Source organism: Exiguobacterium sp. JMULE1 (assembly GCF_013337175.1).
GTDB lineage: Bacteria > Bacillota > Bacilli > Exiguobacteriales > Exiguobacteriaceae > Exiguobacterium_A > Exiguobacterium_A indicum.
Map to the genome: position 1 here is coordinate 2,340,518 of NZ_SGWC01000002.1, position 14,645 is coordinate 2,355,162.

Annotated in this window: 17 protein-coding genes and 2 pseudogenes; 3 read left to right on the forward strand and 16 right to left on the reverse strand. The window is 50.3% G+C overall.

What is annotated here, in order from left to right; translation table 11 throughout:
- The gene (locus tag EXW93_RS12495; protein WP_023469175.1) at window positions 1-261 is read left to right on the forward strand and encodes a hypothetical protein; all 261 of its coding nucleotides are present in this window, start codon (window positions 1-3) and stop codon (window positions 259-261) included.
- 418 nt (window positions 262-679) lie between these two features.
- On the opposite strand, the gene EXW93_RS12500 is transcribed toward EXW93_RS12495, so the two are convergent.
- From EXW93_RS12500 to EXW93_RS12565, 13 genes and pseudogenes are all read right to left on the reverse strand, one after another.
- Entirely contained in the window at window positions 680-1,510 is an 831-nt protein-coding gene (locus EXW93_RS12500; protein ID WP_058713834.1) for a DUF2785 domain-containing protein, read from the reverse strand.
- Window positions 1,511-1,569: 59 nt separating this feature from the next.
- Window positions 1,570-2,487: a proline dehydrogenase family protein gene (locus tag EXW93_RS12505; protein WP_023469178.1), complete on the reverse strand. Its 918-nt coding sequence runs from the start codon at window positions 2,485-2,487 to the stop codon at window positions 1,570-1,572.
- Between the two features lie 84 nt (window positions 2,488-2,571).
- Entirely contained in the window at window positions 2,572-3,246 is a 675-nt protein-coding gene (locus tag EXW93_RS12510) for a TVP38/TMEM64 family protein (protein ID WP_023469179.1), read from the reverse strand.
- Window positions 3,243-3,902, reverse strand: a complete 660-nt coding sequence (trhA, locus tag EXW93_RS12515) for a PAQR family membrane homeostasis protein TrhA (RefSeq protein WP_041255537.1) — start codon at window positions 3,900-3,902, stop codon at window positions 3,243-3,245. Before trhA ends, EXW93_RS12510 begins: the two co-directional genes overlap by 4 nt.
- 218 nt (window positions 3,903-4,120) lie before the next feature.
- Window positions 4,121-4,736: pseudogene (gene hisIE / locus EXW93_RS16480) on the reverse strand (bifunctional phosphoribosyl-AMP cyclohydrolase/phosphoribosyl-ATP diphosphatase HisIE).
- Complete coding sequence (hisF, locus tag EXW93_RS12530; protein WP_023469183.1) at window positions 4,733-5,482, reverse strand: imidazole glycerol phosphate synthase subunit HisF; 750 nt, start codon at window positions 5,480-5,482, stop codon at window positions 4,733-4,735. The pseudogene hisIE and the gene hisF overlap by 4 nt, the downstream one beginning before the upstream one ends.
- A complete protein-coding gene (gene hisA, locus EXW93_RS12535) occupies window positions 5,476-6,180 on the reverse strand; it encodes a 1-(5-phosphoribosyl)-5-[(5-phosphoribosylamino)methylideneamino]imidazole-4-carboxamide isomerase (protein ID WP_035396350.1) in 705 nt (234 codons plus the stop codon). The genes hisF and hisA overlap by 7 nt, the downstream gene beginning before the upstream one ends.
- On the reverse strand, window positions 6,153-6,740 hold the full coding sequence (gene hisH, locus EXW93_RS12540) for an imidazole glycerol phosphate synthase subunit HisH (protein ID WP_023469185.1): 588 nt from the start codon (window positions 6,738-6,740) through the stop codon (window positions 6,153-6,155). Before hisH ends, hisA begins: the two co-directional genes overlap by 28 nt.
- Window positions 6,737-7,319: pseudogene (gene hisB, locus EXW93_RS12545) on the reverse strand (imidazoleglycerol-phosphate dehydratase HisB). The gene hisH and the pseudogene hisB overlap by 4 nt, the downstream one beginning before the upstream one ends.
- Window positions 7,292-8,263, reverse strand: coding sequence for a pyridoxal phosphate-dependent aminotransferase (locus EXW93_RS12550; RefSeq protein ID WP_023469187.1), 972 nt, complete (start codon window positions 8,261-8,263; stop codon window positions 7,292-7,294). The pseudogene hisB and the gene EXW93_RS12550 overlap by 28 nt, the downstream one beginning before the upstream one ends.
- Window positions 8,263-9,480: a histidinol dehydrogenase gene (gene hisD, locus EXW93_RS12555; protein WP_029342453.1), complete on the reverse strand. Its 1,218-nt coding sequence runs from the start codon at window positions 9,478-9,480 to the stop codon at window positions 8,263-8,265. The genes EXW93_RS12550 and hisD overlap by 1 nt, the downstream gene beginning before the upstream one ends.
- Entirely contained in the window at window positions 9,477-10,088 is a 612-nt protein-coding gene (hisG, locus tag EXW93_RS12560; RefSeq protein WP_023469189.1) for an ATP phosphoribosyltransferase, read from the reverse strand. Before hisG ends, hisD begins: the two co-directional genes overlap by 4 nt.
- Entirely contained in the window at window positions 10,089-10,910 is an 822-nt protein-coding gene (locus EXW93_RS12565; RefSeq protein ID WP_058713831.1) for an ATP phosphoribosyltransferase regulatory subunit, read from the reverse strand.
- A gap of 123 nt (window positions 10,911-11,033) precedes the next feature.
- Between EXW93_RS12565 and hisJ the strand changes: the two genes are divergently transcribed.
- The gene (gene hisJ, locus EXW93_RS12570) at window positions 11,034-11,828 is read left to right on the forward strand and encodes a histidinol-phosphatase HisJ (protein WP_055968870.1); all 795 of its coding nucleotides are present in this window, start codon (window positions 11,034-11,036) and stop codon (window positions 11,826-11,828) included.
- A 70-nt stretch (window positions 11,829-11,898) separates the two neighbouring features.
- Here hisJ and EXW93_RS12575 read toward each other — a convergent pair whose 3' ends face one another.
- From EXW93_RS12575 to hxlA, 3 genes are all read right to left on the reverse strand, one after another.
- A complete protein-coding gene (locus tag EXW93_RS12575) occupies window positions 11,899-12,666 on the reverse strand; it encodes a hypothetical protein (RefSeq protein WP_058713830.1) in 768 nt (255 codons plus the stop codon).
- 199 nt (window positions 12,667-12,865) lie between these two features.
- Window positions 12,866-13,414 (reverse strand): 6-phospho-3-hexuloisomerase, encoded by a 549-nt coding sequence (hxlB, locus tag EXW93_RS12580; RefSeq protein WP_058713829.1) that lies wholly within the window; start codon window positions 13,412-13,414, stop codon window positions 12,866-12,868.
- Entirely contained in the window at window positions 13,415-14,050 is a 636-nt protein-coding gene (gene hxlA / locus EXW93_RS12585; RefSeq protein ID WP_023469194.1) for a 3-hexulose-6-phosphate synthase, read from the reverse strand.
- 204 nt (window positions 14,051-14,254) lie between these two features.
- Between hxlA and hxlR the strand changes: the two genes are divergently transcribed.
- Window positions 14,255-14,620 (forward strand): transcriptional activator HxlR, encoded by a 366-nt coding sequence (hxlR, locus tag EXW93_RS12590; RefSeq protein ID WP_029342458.1) that lies wholly within the window; start codon window positions 14,255-14,257, stop codon window positions 14,618-14,620.
- Window positions 14,621-14,645: the final 25 nt, after the last annotated feature.

The following is a 14,645-nucleotide window of genomic DNA, read 5'->3' on the forward strand; positions in this document are numbered from 1 at the left end:
ATGTCATATAGTCGTTTTTTCACTTCAATTTTAGGTGTGATTTCCATCTTCTTTTTATTTTACGTACAAGAGCTTGGTATTTTCGAAAAGTGGCAATTCTATATTTTCTTCATGGTTGTATTCGTTGGTACACAGGCCTTAGGAGAACGGGTATTATTTCGTCGATTCGAAGAAAAACGATTCCATCCACAGACGGCTGTTTTATTAGTTGCACTATTATTTGTTGGAATTTTTATTGCGGCGAATGTTTTGTATCCTTGATATAAATCGAGTCTTACTACAACGTTGCTAACCTCACTGTCCTTTCACCCGCTTTCCTCAAGCTAGACACAAGCCAGTCTTCCTCATCCTTCGGATGACGAATCCGGGTCTTGATTGTCTCTGACAGCGCGATAAAACGTCGCGCTTTTTCTTGTAGGAGTCGGGTAAAGACATGTGAGGAGGTTGAACGTATTCAATACTAAAAGCGATCGATTCCATTGACGGAATTCGATCGCTTTTGATGTGAGTTCATTTAGGACGAACCGGGCATCTTCGACTCCTACAGGAAAAGGAAGCATGAACCATGCTTCCGTCAGGGAAGAGGAAGACCCGGCAAATCACATGGAATGTGAGATGCCGCGGCTTACTTCCCGCCTGAGGAAAGCGAAGATGATAGGGACGTCCGGTATACTATGCTTTATCCTCCGTGCGTTCGCTGATGTACCTGTCGCAACCACTCTTCAATTAAGACAAGATCCGATTGTTCTTCCCATTTCAGTCGGAAATAGAGTGTCTGTAGCATCTGTTTGACGTTACGATACGTCGTCCACTCCGCATCTCCCCATGTCACGTCACTCTCAAGCCACTCCTTAATATTACGTTCGATTCGTTGTAAGATTCGTTGTAATAGGACGTCTTCCGACAGTCCATGACGACAAGCTTGCAACCACGCCGTCACCATCCGGTCCGCTTCTTCATCGACATAGAGATAATCGGATCGGATCAACTGACGAATCATCGCATCAATCGCTCCGAGCTCCTCCTGCGGACGACTCGCTGGGTGCGTAAACCAAACCGCATAAACATCCGCGATATGTGCCATGCTGTGTGCCCACCCCATTCCGTCAATGAATCCACGGACATCCTTTTCTTGCTCCAAATAGGTTTGTAAGTAAGTGGACAGCCGATCCAACTGACTTTGCGTCAATAAGTGTCGGGTTTTGTCCATCACTAACAATTCAGCGAGTGCTAATGCTGAAAATGATCGCGTCAGAACAGCTGTTGTGTCCGCTGTTCCCATTCTATACATCAATCCATGCCCGCTTAAAATAAAATCGAAAATTCGATTGGTGTCTTCTATCGTAAAGGATTCTGATGCGATGTAGGTCGCTAACTGCGGATAGATCAATCCATCCCGTAACTCAGAATCCGTCGAACCGATATGTAGAAGTAACTCATCGAGTAATGCAGGCGTTACACTCGCGTCTTGTTGTAGCAGTTCCTTTAATTCTTGTTCTGTGCATGCCATTCTGTCCTCTCCTCTCTGAATCAAAAAAAGACGATGCAACGTTGCATCGCCTTCTCTTCTTATCCTTTGACCATTCCTTTGAGAACGAAGGCAACGTTTGCCGGTCGTTCTGCTAAGCGGCGCATGAAGTAACCGTACCAGTCACGTCCATAAGGAACGTAGACACGGACTTTATAGCCTTGTTTGACGAGTTCGAGTTGACGCTCGACCCGGATACCAAATAACATCTGGAATTCGAACTGGTCTTTTTCGATCCCATTTTCTTTAGCGTGACGGATGACTTGCTCGATCATCGCATCGTCATGTGTTGCGACGGCAGCATAGTTTCCGAGTGATAATTGTAACTTCACGAGCTTGATGTAGTTATGGTCGACGTCTTCCTTCTCTGGGAACGCAACCGTTGCCGGTTCTTTGTATGCCCCTTTGACGATCCGGAGATTCGTCTCGAAGCGTCCGACGCGTTTGATATCATCTTCCGACCGGTAGAGGTACGACTGGATGACCGTCCCGATGTTATCGAAAGATTGGCGCAATTCTTCAAACAATTGAATCGTCTTTTCACAACGTGGCTCATCTTCCATATCAATCGTGACGAAGACACCGAGTTCTTTCGCCCGTGTTAAGATCCGTTCCATGTTCGAGCGAATCAAGTCGTCCGAGATATCGAGTCCGAGTGATGTCAGTTTCAACGAAAGTTGCGAGTCTAATTTTTCTTCCGCAATCATCTCAACCGCACGAATACATTCTTGTGTCATCATCTCTGCTTCCGCTACCGTCGAGATGAACTCCCCTAAATGGTCCATCGTGACGCATAACCCTTTTGCGTTCAATTCCTGGATCGCCCGTTTTGATGCTTCCAATGAATCCCCTGCCACGAAGCGACTTGCTCCGAATTTAAGCCCGTATCGCTTGGCGAGACCGTTCAATGTCTTGTTTTGCGATAAGAAGATAAAACCATCCCGTAGTACTTTTTCCATCACTCATGATTCCCCCTAAATAAATGCTAGGCTGTTTTACCGTATCGGTTCACATCTCTGCACTCATATTATGCCATAAAGCGCTTACATACGCTCTTTATTTCGTTTATTTTTGAGAATCCGTTGAGCAACAAGTCCTACGGCAAAGAATAGGACATATAGTCCGATCGCAACGAAAAATTGCCAGGAGAACGGATCGCGCAGGCTTGAGCCGATATTGTTGTAAACGAACGCACCGGGAATGATCCCGAGATAGTTGGCGATAGCGAACTGTTTAAAGCGGATTTTTGATAATCCGGACGCGTAGCTGATCGCGTCAAACGGAAACAGTGGAATCAATCGAACGACAAGCACAACGAGAAAGCCGTTCGTTGCAATCCGTTCGTCGAGTACGTTCAGCTTCCCTTTGCCAATCAATTTCTCAACTCCACGGCGACCGAGCAACCGGGCGATCCAAAAGCTAAGTAATCCACCCGTACCAGCACCAATAACATCAAGTAGTGTCCCGAGCCATGGACCGTACGTGTAACCGCCAAAAATGGTCAACAGACTTGCTGGGAAAAAGACGAGTGGTCGAATCGTGTAAGCGAGTACGTAAAGCAACATCCCGGTCAGACCTTGATCCCGTACCCAATCCGATAATGCTTGAATGTCGAATTGCTCCAGCATTCCCGACATCCGGAAGTACAGGAGCAATCCAAGTCCAAACATAAAATACAGCGTGAGCGGGAGCCAGTCCCGGAGCCGTAATTTCTTCATGACATCGTCGCCGGAGCAACGTAATAGAAAATCGAGAGGAAGATCAGGACACTGCCCGCAAGGACGAACAGATGCCAAATCGCGTGGTTATACGGCAAGCGTGCCCAGACGTAGAAGATGACGCCGAGAGAGTACGCGAGTCCACCACCGAGGAGCAATAAGAATCCTTGTAACCCGAGTGCTTCATAGATCGGCTTGATCGCAAACAGACAACACCAGCCGAGGATCAGATAAGACGCATTCGAGATCCAGACATATTTACCGGTCGAATAAAGCTTCCAGATGATACCGAGCGTCCCGACACCCCAGACAATCCCGAGCAATGTCCAACCGAGCGGACCACGGAGTGTGATCAAGGCGAATGGTGTATAACTACCAGCAATCAAGAGATAGATGCCAGCATGATCTAAAATTTGTAGAACCTTGTTTGCTTTCGTATGCATCAGCGAATGCATCAAGGTCGAGAACAGATAAAGGAGAATCATCGTTGCCCCGAAGATACTGACAGCGGTGACGTTCCAAGCGCTGCCGGATTTCGTCGCCTGCAGGATCAACATCACGAGCGCGACGATACTGAAAATGACACCCAATCCGTGTGTAATGGCACTGGCGACTTCCTCTTTCAAGGAGTCACCTTTCGCGAGTAGCTCTTCGATCGTTTCTTTCGATTGTTGCTTGATCGTTTGCTTAAGTTCTTTTTTGGTAACCAACCGAACACCTACTTTCTAATGACACAAGACTAACACTTTGATTATACGCTCTGAAGCGACAGCGTGCCTATCGAAAGATTCTGTCGATTTGATGACAACCGTCATCTGTTTGTCTTTTCCCGCTTATACAAAAATCCACACCGCCTAGGCGATGTGGATGTCGTTTACCATTGTTCAATATCCGGGCGATCCTTGAACGTCGATTTTGTACCGTGACGTTCGTTAAGGACGGCTTCGACTTCTTTGAATGAGACACCGCGCTCAGCGAGCAAGACCGTTAAGTGATACAACAAGTCTGCTGTCTCTTCTGCTAACGTATCGTTACCAGCGAGAACGACTTCAAATGCCTCTTCGCCGAACTTCTTCGCGATCTTCTCATATCCAGAAGCAATCAAATAGTTCGTATAGGATTCTGCTTCTTTCGCGTCAATCTTCGCTTTGACGGTCTGTTCCAGTTCGTATAACATCGGGCACCTCCACTTCCGTATAGAAACAACTGCGATTTCCGGTATGGCATGTCGGACCATTCGCTTTGACCGTAATCAAAAGACTATCCTGATCACAGTCGATCCACATCCGTTTGAGCTCAAGCGTATTCCCGCTCGTCTCCCCTTTCGTCCAAAGACGATTCTTCGTCCGCGAGAAAAAGGTGACAAGACCGGTCGTAAGCGTCTTATCATAGGCGGCTTGGTCCATGAAGCCGACCATCAAGACATCGTTCGTCTGCTCGTCGACGACGACGGCAGCGACGAGTCCTTTTGAAAAATTCAATGTCGTCATCGGACTTCGACTCCCCGTTCTTTGAGGTAGGCTTTCGTTTCCGGCATCGTGTATGTTGCTTCATGGAAGATCGAAGCAGCTAAGGCTGCGTCAGCTCCTGCTTCCAATCCTTCCGCTAAGTGATCAAGTGTTCCGACTCCACCGGAAGCAATAATCGGCACGTTGACGACTTCACGCAGACGACGGATCAAGGCGAGATCATAGCCGTCTTTTGTGCCGTCAGCGTCCATTGACGTAACGAGTAATTCGCCGGCACCAAGCGCGACAGCTTCCTGTGCCCACTCGATCGCGTCACGTCCGACGGGTTGTGTTCCACCGTGTGAGAAGACACCCCACGAGTCGCCCGTCTGCTTCGCATCGATTGCGACGACCGTCGCTTGGACACCGAACAGGCGGCTGACTTCTTGAATCAGTTGTGGATTTTGAAGCGCTGATGAGTTGAGTGAAACTTTGTCAGCCCCGGCACGAATCAAGCGTTTCGCGTCTTCGATCGTCTTGATTCCGCCACCGACCGTAAACGGCATATAGATGACTTCCGCGACGCGTTCGACGATATCAAGCATCGTCTCGCGCCCTTCTTGCGTTGCTGAGATATCGAGCAGGACGAGTTCGTCCGCCCCTTGCTCGTAATAGTATTTCGCGACGGCGACCGGGTCACCAAGATCACGTAAGTTTTGGAATTTAACGCCTTTGACGACACGTCCTTCCTTGACGTCAAGACAGGGAATGATCCGCTTCATCAACATACGCGTAACACCTCTTTTAAGGCGAGTGATCCGTCGAGTAACGCCCGACCGACGACCGCTCCGTCCATCCCGATTTCTTTGAGGCGCGCGACGTCATCGACTGTCGTCACACCACCGGAAGCGATCAATTCGACCCCTTCCCGTTTTAAACGATCGAGTCCATCAACGTCCGGTCCCATCATCATTCCGTCACGCGAAATGTCTGTATAAAGGAACGTCTTGATGCCTTTGCCGATCAGGTGTGTCATTGCCTCTTCAAGCGTCCAACCGCTCGCTTCGAGCCAGCCGCGTGTTTGAACGATACCTTCTTTGGCATCTAACGCAACAGCCAGTTTATCACCAGCGAGAGCAATCATCTGCTCGAGCAACGCTTCGTCTTCTAGGGCGACCGTGCCGACGAGAATCCGGTCGATCCCGGCACCGACGTATGCTTCGACGGTCTCGATGTTACGGACACCACCACCAGCTTCGACGAACAAACCGGTCTCCTTTTTGATGTCGGCGATCAAGCTCAAGTGCAACGGTTCGCCGGCTTTCGCACCATCAAGATCGATCAAGTGGATCGCTGTCGCTCCATCTTCCTTGAAGCGCTTCGCGATCGTCAACGCATCGCCGAAGAATGTCTGTTGGTCAAAATCTCCTTGCTTCAGGCGTACGGCCTGTCCGCTCATTAAATCGATTGCTGGGTAGAGTTGCATGTCGTCTCTCTCCATTCCTTCAGTAGTTTCAGTCCGACTTCGCCACTCTTCTCTGGGTGGAACTGCATCCCAGTGACTTGTCCTTTTTGAACGATTGCCGGAACAAGACGTCCGTATTCAACCGCGTCGACGATCCATTCTGGGTCACAAACAGCGCCGTACGAGTGGACGAAATAGACCGCTTCGCCGTGGTTCGTCAGTTGGTGCCAACCCATGTGTGGTAAGCGGACGTCATTCGGTAATTTTTCGATCGTTCCCGGTAAAATCCCGAGACCTTCCGTCAGTCCATCTTCGTCACTCGATTCAAAGAGCAGTTGCATCCCAAGACAAATCCCGAGGAACGGTTTCTTTTCGGCTTGTTCTTTTAAGAAGTCGACGAGTCCCGTTTCCTTCAGGCGCTCCATTGCCGGTGCATAGGCACCGACACCCGGTAAGACGAGTGCTTCTGCTTGGTCAAGCAACTCCGTGTCACTCGTGACGATGACTGCTTCGCCGAGCTCCTTTAACGCCCGCTCGACATTCGCGATATTCCCGACGCCATAATCGACGATTGCTATCATTGATCAATCAACCCTTTCGTAGACGGTACGCCTTCGCTCGTCACGGCAACTGCCTGACGGACGGCCCGACCGAGTGCTTTGAACAACCCTTCGATCATGTGGTGTGTGTGTTGAACCATATAAGACTTCGGCATGAATCGTCATCCGGGCACTCCGTGATAAGCCTTGGAAGAACTCTTCTGCGAGTTCCGTATCAAAGTCACCGAGCTTCGGATTCTTGAAACTAGCACGGAAGACGGTGAACGGACGACCGCTGAAATCAAGGACGACCGACGCGAGGGTCTCGTCCATCGGTACACGCGATTCGCCGTAGCGTTCGATCCCGGCTTTATCACCGAGCGCTTCCGTCAATGCTGCCCCGAGAACGATCGCTGTATCTTCGACCGTGTGGTGGGCATCGATCCACGTATCACCTTTTGCAGTTACCTTCAGACCGATCCGGGCCTGGAAGGCGAATAACGTCAACATATGATCAAAGAATCCGACACCCGTCTTGATCTCAACCGGACCTCCTGCGAGATCGATCTCGACCTTGATGTCTGATTCTGCACTTACTCGTTCGCTTGCGCCACGCCGCATCGTAATTCCTCCTCTACACACGTTTCTAATACTTGCATCGCTTCTGGTGATCCACAACTGACACGGAATGCCTGGTCAAATAAACGAATCCGTAATCCGGCGTCAGCACAACGCTGCGTAAAGCGTTCGGCTTCTGGATACTCGACGTAGACGAAGTTCGCTGCACTGGGATACGTCTTGCCGATTGGCGCGAGAATCCGTTCGATCGCTTCGCGGCTCGCATACGTTTCTTCTAAGACCCGATCGAGTTCCGGTTCTGCCATGATGGCGATACCGACAGCTGCTGATAGACCAGAGACGTTGTACGGTGATTTAATCTGTTCGATTTCTTCGATGATTTGTTCGCTCGCGATGACAAAACCAAGTCGAAGCGATGCGAGTCCGAACGCTTTCGAGAGCGTCCGTAAGATGATTGCTTTCGGATATTCTTCGAGTAAGTGAAGCATCGACTGTTCGAGCGCGAAGTCGATATAGGCCTCATCGATGACGACGTATTTGCCACTGTCGAGCAAGCGCCGGATGTCCGCTTCCTTGCGGAGGACACCGGACGGATTGTGCGGGTGACTCAAGAAGATGATCTCACCAGGAGCTGCGATCAATCCCTCGACGTCAAGCGCCATTTCGTCGAGTAACGGCACGCGTTCGAACGGTGCCCGTGCCCGGTCAGCGTAAAACTGATACATAACGAAATCCGGTTCTGAGGCGATGACCGGCATCCCGGGTCCGCCGTAGCGGGCACATAAGTAGCCGATCAACTCATCCGAGCCGTTTCCGGCGACGAGTTGCGTCGGACGGACACCAGCGTACGTTGCATACGATGCCTTGACTTGATCGATGATTTCGACAGGATATTCATTTAAAGGGAACGTTGCGATCAATTCCTGGATCGCTTCGATCCCAACTGGACTGTGGGTCGTGAATCGTTCGTTTTGGTGTAATCGCATTAGTCTTCCCTCACTTCGATGGCTTGTGCGTGTGCTTCGAGTCCTTCGACCCGGGCAACGGTCTTCGCTGCGTTCGCGAGACGTTGTACGCCTGCGCGTGTGGCTTCGAGCATCGTCTGGTGACGCAGGAACGTCCGCGCTGATAATCCAGACGCAAAACGAGCTGTTCCGGATGTCGGTAAGACGTGGTTCGTTCCAGCGACGTAATCGCCGAGCGTTTCCGGTGTCTCGTGACCGAGGAAGATCATCCCAGCGTGACGGATCGATTTGACGACCTCTTGCGGATTGGCAACGGCAAGTTCCAAGTGTTCCGCTGCGAGACGGTTCGCTTCTTCGATCGCTTTCTCAAGTGGAGCGACGAAGACGCCACCGTTTTCCATCGCACGACGGGCAATCTCTTGACGCGGCAATTGCTGTAAGCGCCGTTCGATCTCTGCATCCACCGCTTGTTTCATCTCTTCCGTTGGTACGAAGGCGATCGCGACAGCGTCACGGTCGTGTTCGGCTTGAGCAAGTAAGTCCGCTGCGATCCGGTCCGGATGCGCCGTTTCGTCAGCAATGACGACGACTTCTGATGGACCGGCGACCGAGTCGATGCCGACAATTCCGTAGACTTGGCGTTTGGCTTCAGCGACGAAGCGATTCCCAGGTCCGACGATCAAGTCGACAGCTTGGATGCTTTCTGTTCCAAACGTTAGCGCGGCGACCGCTTGCGCTCCACCAATCGTATAGATTTCTGTCACACCGGCGATCCGTGCCGCAACGAGCACCTCGTCACTTAAGTTCGTCATCGGTGTCACCATGACGACGCGTTCAACTCCGGCGACTTTCGCTGGGATGGCGTTCATCAAGACCGTCGACGGATAACTTGCTGCACCACCCGGTACGTAGATCCCGACCGAATCAACGGGAACGAACCGTTGACGTCGTGTCACGTCTGCTTCGACGAGTTCGATGTCCGACGGCAGTTCTTGTTCGTGCCATTCGACGAGTCGTGTCGCCATCAACTTCAACGAGTCGATCAAGTTGGCATCTGCCTGTTCGAAGGCTTGCGTGATCCGTGTTTCACTGAGACGGAAATCCTCAAGATCGACCTGATCGAATTGGTTCGTGTAATCGCGGACAGCAGCGTCACCGTCTGTTGCGACGCGTTCGAGGATCGCACGGACCGCGAGCTCCGTGTCGCGATCAATGCTGAAAGGTTTTGTCGGTGTCATGATCGTGTCACTCCTTCTGTCAATTGCTCCAGCAAGCGGATGACTTCCACCCGCTTCCGTTTTAACGTCCATTCGCTCGTAAAGAATCGAGCGCTGATATCGATGATTTTCTCGTATTCGTTCAGTCCGTTCGCTCGTAACGTCTCACCCGTCTCGACGATATCGACGATCGCGTCAGCAAGACCGAGTAACGGTGCCAACTCGACGGATCCGTTCAACGGTACGATGTCGACGTCGACACCGAGTTCGCTGAAGTAGCGTTTTGCGATGACTGGATACTTCGTCGCAATCCGAACGCGGCGCCCACCTTCGAATTGCAAAGGCTCCTTCGCACAGACCGACATTCGGCAGACGCCGAACGGCAATTCCGCCAGTTCTGATAGTTCTTGATCCGATTCGAGTAAGATGTCACTGCCGGTGATCGCAACGTCGAGAACTCCTTGAGCGACGTACGGGATCAAGTCCGATCCTTTCATGAAGACGAATTCGTGCTCGCCCCGTTTGACGATTAGTTCGCGTTCAATGGCTCCCCATGTCTCGACGCCAGCTTCTTTTAAATAACGTTCTGTCGCTTTCGACAGCCGTCCTTTCGTAATTCCGATTCGCATTTAGAGCACCTCCGCCAACCGTTCGACCGAGAATCCGATGCCGAACGCCTGTTGTTCTTGTCCGAATTGTTCATATAGCCGGTCGTAGCGTCCACCGACGAGGACGGGTTCCGTCACACCTTCGATGAAACCGTGGATCGTGATCCCGTCATAGTACGTCTGTAAGCCCATTTGACCGAAGTCGAGATCGGCATTGACGGCTTCCGCGAGATCAAGCACGGCATTGAGTCGTGTCTCGTCGACGTACGGGAGGATCGTCTCCGCCCCTTCACGTCCGAATAATAAAGGAAGTTTCGCGAGTAAAGCATCATCGAGTTGACCCGCGATTCGCTTCAATTCGATGACGTTACGTAAACGGAGCATCTGCGTCACTTGGTCGCGTAAGTGGTGATCACCGACACGCGTCTCAATCAAATGCTCGATCAAACCGGCATCACCGATCGAGAGTGTGACTTCTTTTCCCGTCAGTTCCTCAACGAGTTGGACCGCAAGTTGAATTGCTTCGACTTCTGCGATTTGTCCCCGTTCCTCAAATCCAACCTGGAACTTCTCTTCCGGTTGAAAGACCGAGCCACTGTAGAAGACACGTTTATATTGTTCGCGACCGCGTTCGCTGAGTGCACGCGCGACACTAGTCGTAAAATCCATCCGAATCTGTTCCCGTCCACCGATTTCCTCAATTAAGGGGGTGATTAATCGGGTATAGTTAGATTGTTCGAGTCCATCTTCGAGCTGACGAATGACCTGCTGGAGCCGCGTTGCCGAGGCACCAACGTAATCCGTCGCTCCATCCTTGAGTCGAATCGTAGAAAATGATTGCATACTCCCACTCCTTTATCTTATTATCACTGTACCACGCTAAATTATTTAACGATAAGATACCGCGTTTCGGGCACATTGTCAATCGCTTTGCTTGCCAATTCTAAAAAAATCGGAGGGTTACTCATGCAATTATTGAAATGGGACGGTCACGTCCACAGTCCATATTGTCCACATGGTACGAAGGATCCACTCGAAGCCTACATCGAGCGTGCCTTAGAGCAAGGCTTAGAACGAATCAGCTTCACGGAACATGCCCCTTTACCTGAAGGTGTGACGGATCCTGCGCCAGATAACGATTCCGGAATGTCGTTCGCGACAGCCGATGCCTACCTGAAGGAATTGACACAACTCCGCGAGACATACAAGAATCAGATCGACATCCGAATCGGGATGGAGTTCGACTACTGGGAAGGGCATGTCGACGGCACGCGTGACATCATCGCTCGCTACGCTGACGTCTTGACCGACGGGATTCTCTCACTGCATTACTTATACATCGATGAGCAATATTATGGCGTCGACTTCAGCAAGGAAAGCTTCGGTGAGATCGTCACGAAACTCGGAAGCGTCACGGCGGTCCACGAACGGTATTATGAAGGCATCCAAGCCCTCGTCATGACGGATCTCGGTGCACACCAGCCGAAGCGACTCGGTCACTTGACGTTACCGACGAAGTTCATCCAAGCCTATCCGCTCGAGTCGAACCCAACGAACCTCGACGACACGTTACGGAAGATCCGACAAGCGAACTTCACACTCGACGTCAACACGGCAGGACTCCGAAAGCCGTTATGTGGTCTTTCCTATCCTTACCCGGAACTCCTGCAAGTCACGCAGTCGTTATCGATTCCGCTCGTCTATGGATCAGATGCCCATCTCGCAAAAGATGTCGGTGCTGATTTTGATTTCAAATGGTAAGAACGGAAATAGATAAAAGATTGCGCGCTTCACTTACTCTGACGGGAGTTGTGTGAAGCGCGCGATTTTTTTATTCTGTTCCCCCATACGGAAACGATCCTGACGTGACGGATGGCAGTGATGCCGCAAGTATTTTAAGACGATCAACTGATACGTTACCGGCTAACAGAACCGTCTGTTCGCTGTCCTGATAAGACAAGCTAGCTTCCCGCTTCGTCTCATGGACGTAAGCTTCTATTCCATTCGCCAATGTCACGACCTCCGACGGTTTGCTGTCCATCGGTTGCTGCGGGAGCTTCGAAACCGTAAGGATTGATTCTTTTCCAGCAAACGTCCATGTGATTGGCGCGTCTTCCGCATCACTCCAACTCATTTCGTTCGTTGTAAATGTCGAAAATGGGAGCTTCAAGCCACGTGATTCCGAGCGTTCCGTTGTAACAGGTCCTGTCGCAGGAAGAACACCAGTTAATATCCAGCGATCAGACTGTTCATAAAACAAAACGATGTAATGATGTGGTCCTTCCGGAGACTGCAGCGTGACAATCGCTTTTTGACCAAGAATCGCTTCCGACAAGATATCATCATTAGTCGGTACGGCGGTTTGTCCGTTTTTATAGGTCAGCTGTATTTGCTCGACGCTCGCTTTGCCTGGTGTATCTGCATCGACGGAGGGCTCTTTAATTAAAATTTCTTCGACTTCCTTTTGTCCTTTAGTTGGTTTCACAGATGCAACTTCTGCAGATGGTTTTACAGCATGTTCTTTCGTCTCCATTGTACACCCCGATAAGACGCAACTACTGATCAATACAATAGTTGTCATCGACTTCGTAAAACGCATTTTTCCTCCCCCTTACCATACCTTTACTTACCTTTACTTACCTTTACTTACCTTTACTTACCTTTACTTCTTTTAGTATGGCAGGTCGATACCTGCTAGTATCCGAATAAATTCGCACAAACAGGAAATGTTTTATTAAAAATCAAGTCAAAGAAGACCGGTAAACGTATCGCATACGTCTACCGGTCTTCTGGTTTATCTATTCTAAGTTGGCATGTTTCCCGTACATCGTTTGCGAATCGAGCTGTTTGTCTTCCATGATCTGCAGAATCAAGCCATCATAGAACAACAACATCGTCTGTTCGAACAACGAGCCCATCGGTTGAACCGTCTCGTCCGCTGATGCCGTTTGTTCTTTCGGAACTCCAGGCAATTGGACGACCAAGTCGGCTAATCGTGCTAACGTCGACGTCGGATTGATCGTGACGACGGCAACCGTTCCACCAAGTTGCTGTGCTTTCTCGACGATTGGTACCAACGTTTTCGTCTCACCCGATCCGGAACCGACGATCAACAAGTCACCGTCGCGCAAGTTCGCTGTGACCGTCTCACCGACGACATAAGCGTCGAGTCCCATGTGCATTAGCCGCATGACGAACGCTTTCCCCATCAAGCCGGAACGACCAGCTCCTGCGAGAAAGATTCGGTTCGCTTGCAGCACAGCGTCTGCCAGTTCTTTCGTCTCGGTCGCATCGATTGCTTCAACCGTCGAAGTCAGTTCTTCGATAATCGTTTGAATGTGTGTCATTTACGCCTCTTGCAGCATCCGGTGCATCGTTGACGCTGTCTCTTGTTTATCATCTTGTCCCGTGATGCCGCCACCGACGATGATCAGGTCAGGACGTGCAGCGATGACTTCCGGTAACGTCTCCATCTTGATGCCACCCGCAACAGCTGTTTTTGCGTTTGTCACAACCGATTTGATTGTCGCGAGATCCTCGAACGAGTTTTGACCGACTGCTTGGAGATCGTAACCTGTGTGGACACAGATGTAGTCGACGCCTAATGCATCCAGTTCTTTCGCACGTGTTGCGATATCTTTCACAGCAATCATGTCGACGAGAATCTGTTTGCCCGATTTTTTCGCTTCTTCGACTGCCCCTTTGATTGACATGTCTTCCGCTGCCCCAAGGATCGTCACGATGTCGGCACCATGTGCGACAGCTTGGCTGACTTCGTAGCCGGCAGCATCCATGATCTTCAAGTCAGCGAGGACCGTTAAGTTCGGGAACGCGGCTTTCATTTCTTTGACGGCGCGGAGTCCTTCGTTGATGACGACCGGTGTGCCGATCTCAACGATATCTAGATTGTCTTCCCCGATTTCTTTGACTAAAGCAATCGCACCTGCTGTATCGACTAAATCAATTGCGAGTTGTAATTTCATTTTATATCTCTCCCATTCTTCTCTGTATTGTCGTACCTGACACTTCCTTCAGACGTTCAAGAAGGAACAGGACTAAATATAATCCGCAGGAGCATTCTTGAGAAGTACGCACTTTTAATTTACATAGTGCGGTTTTTCATACATAGTGCGGAAAAGTATACTGTCGATCGGAAGAAAGACTATACTGGAGCAGGAGGTGGATCGATGCCACATTTTGAAGATCGTCAGTTTAACTGTGAGAAGGAATTGACCCTCTCGATCATCGGGGGGAAATGGAAGATGCTCATTCTTTGGCACTTAGGCAAGGAAGGGACGAAACGCTTCGGGGAACTAAAAAGTTTGATGCCCGGCATCACGCAACGGATGCTCGTCAATCAATTGCGGGAACTCGAAGACCACCACATCATTCACCGGGAAGTCTACCCGGTCGTACCACCGAAGGTCGAATACTCGTTGACGCCGCATGGACATAGCTTAATGCCGATTTTAGATGCGATGTATGACTGGGGTAAGGATTATGCGAAAAACGTCTTGGAGATCGACTTCGAACAACAGAAAATATCGCCATAAAAAAGATGCTCATGGTCTCCTCTCT

What these genes read in the sequence shown, in the direction of transcription:
- EXW93_RS12495 (WP_023469175.1), top strand. Translation starts at nt 1, where the DNA reads ATGTCATATAGTCGTTTTTTCACTTCAATTTTAGGTGTGATTTCCATC.
- EXW93_RS12500 (WP_058713834.1), bottom strand. Translation starts at nt 1,510, where the DNA reads ATGGCATGCACAGAACAAGAATTAAAGGAACTGCTACAACAAGACGCG.
- EXW93_RS12505 (WP_023469178.1), bottom strand. Translation starts at nt 2,487, where the DNA reads ATGGAAAAAGTACTACGGGATGGTTTTATCTTCTTATCGCAAAACAAG.
- EXW93_RS12510 (WP_023469179.1), bottom strand. Translation starts at nt 3,246, where the DNA reads ATGAAGAAATTACGGCTCCGGGACTGGCTCCCGCTCACGCTGTATTTT.
- hisF (WP_023469183.1), bottom strand. Translation starts at nt 5,482, where the DNA reads ATGTTGATGAAGCGGATCATTCCCTGTCTTGACGTCAAGGAAGGACGT.
- hisA (WP_035396350.1), bottom strand. Translation starts at nt 6,180, where the DNA reads ATGCAACTCTACCCAGCAATCGATTTAATGAGCGGACAGGCCGTACGC.
- hisH (WP_023469185.1), bottom strand. Translation starts at nt 6,740, where the DNA reads ATGATAGCAATCGTCGATTATGGCGTCGGGAATATCGCGAATGTCGAG.
- EXW93_RS12550 (WP_023469187.1), bottom strand. Translation starts at nt 8,263, where the DNA reads ATGCGATTACACCAAAACGAACGATTCACGACCCACAGTCCAGTTGGG.
- hisD (WP_029342453.1), bottom strand. Translation starts at nt 9,480, where the DNA reads ATGACACCGACAAAACCTTTCAGCATTGATCGCGACACGGAGCTCGCG.
- hisG (WP_023469189.1), bottom strand. Translation starts at nt 10,088, where the DNA reads ATGCGAATCGGAATTACGAAAGGACGGCTGTCGAAAGCGACAGAACGT.
- EXW93_RS12565 (WP_058713831.1), bottom strand. Translation starts at nt 10,910, where the DNA reads ATGCAATCATTTTCTACGATTCGACTCAAGGATGGAGCGACGGATTAC.
- hisJ (WP_055968870.1), top strand. Translation starts at nt 11,034, where the DNA reads ATGCAATTATTGAAATGGGACGGTCACGTCCACAGTCCATATTGTCCA.
- EXW93_RS12575 (WP_058713830.1), bottom strand. Translation starts at nt 12,666, where the DNA reads ATGCGTTTTACGAAGTCGATGACAACTATTGTATTGATCAGTAGTTGC.
- hxlB (WP_058713829.1), bottom strand. Translation starts at nt 13,414, where the DNA reads ATGACACACATTCAAACGATTATCGAAGAACTGACTTCGACGGTTGAA.
- hxlA (WP_023469194.1), bottom strand. Translation starts at nt 14,050, where the DNA reads ATGAAATTACAACTCGCAATTGATTTAGTCGATACAGCAGGTGCGATT.
- hxlR (WP_029342458.1), top strand. Translation starts at nt 14,255, where the DNA reads ATGCCACATTTTGAAGATCGTCAGTTTAACTGTGAGAAGGAATTGACC.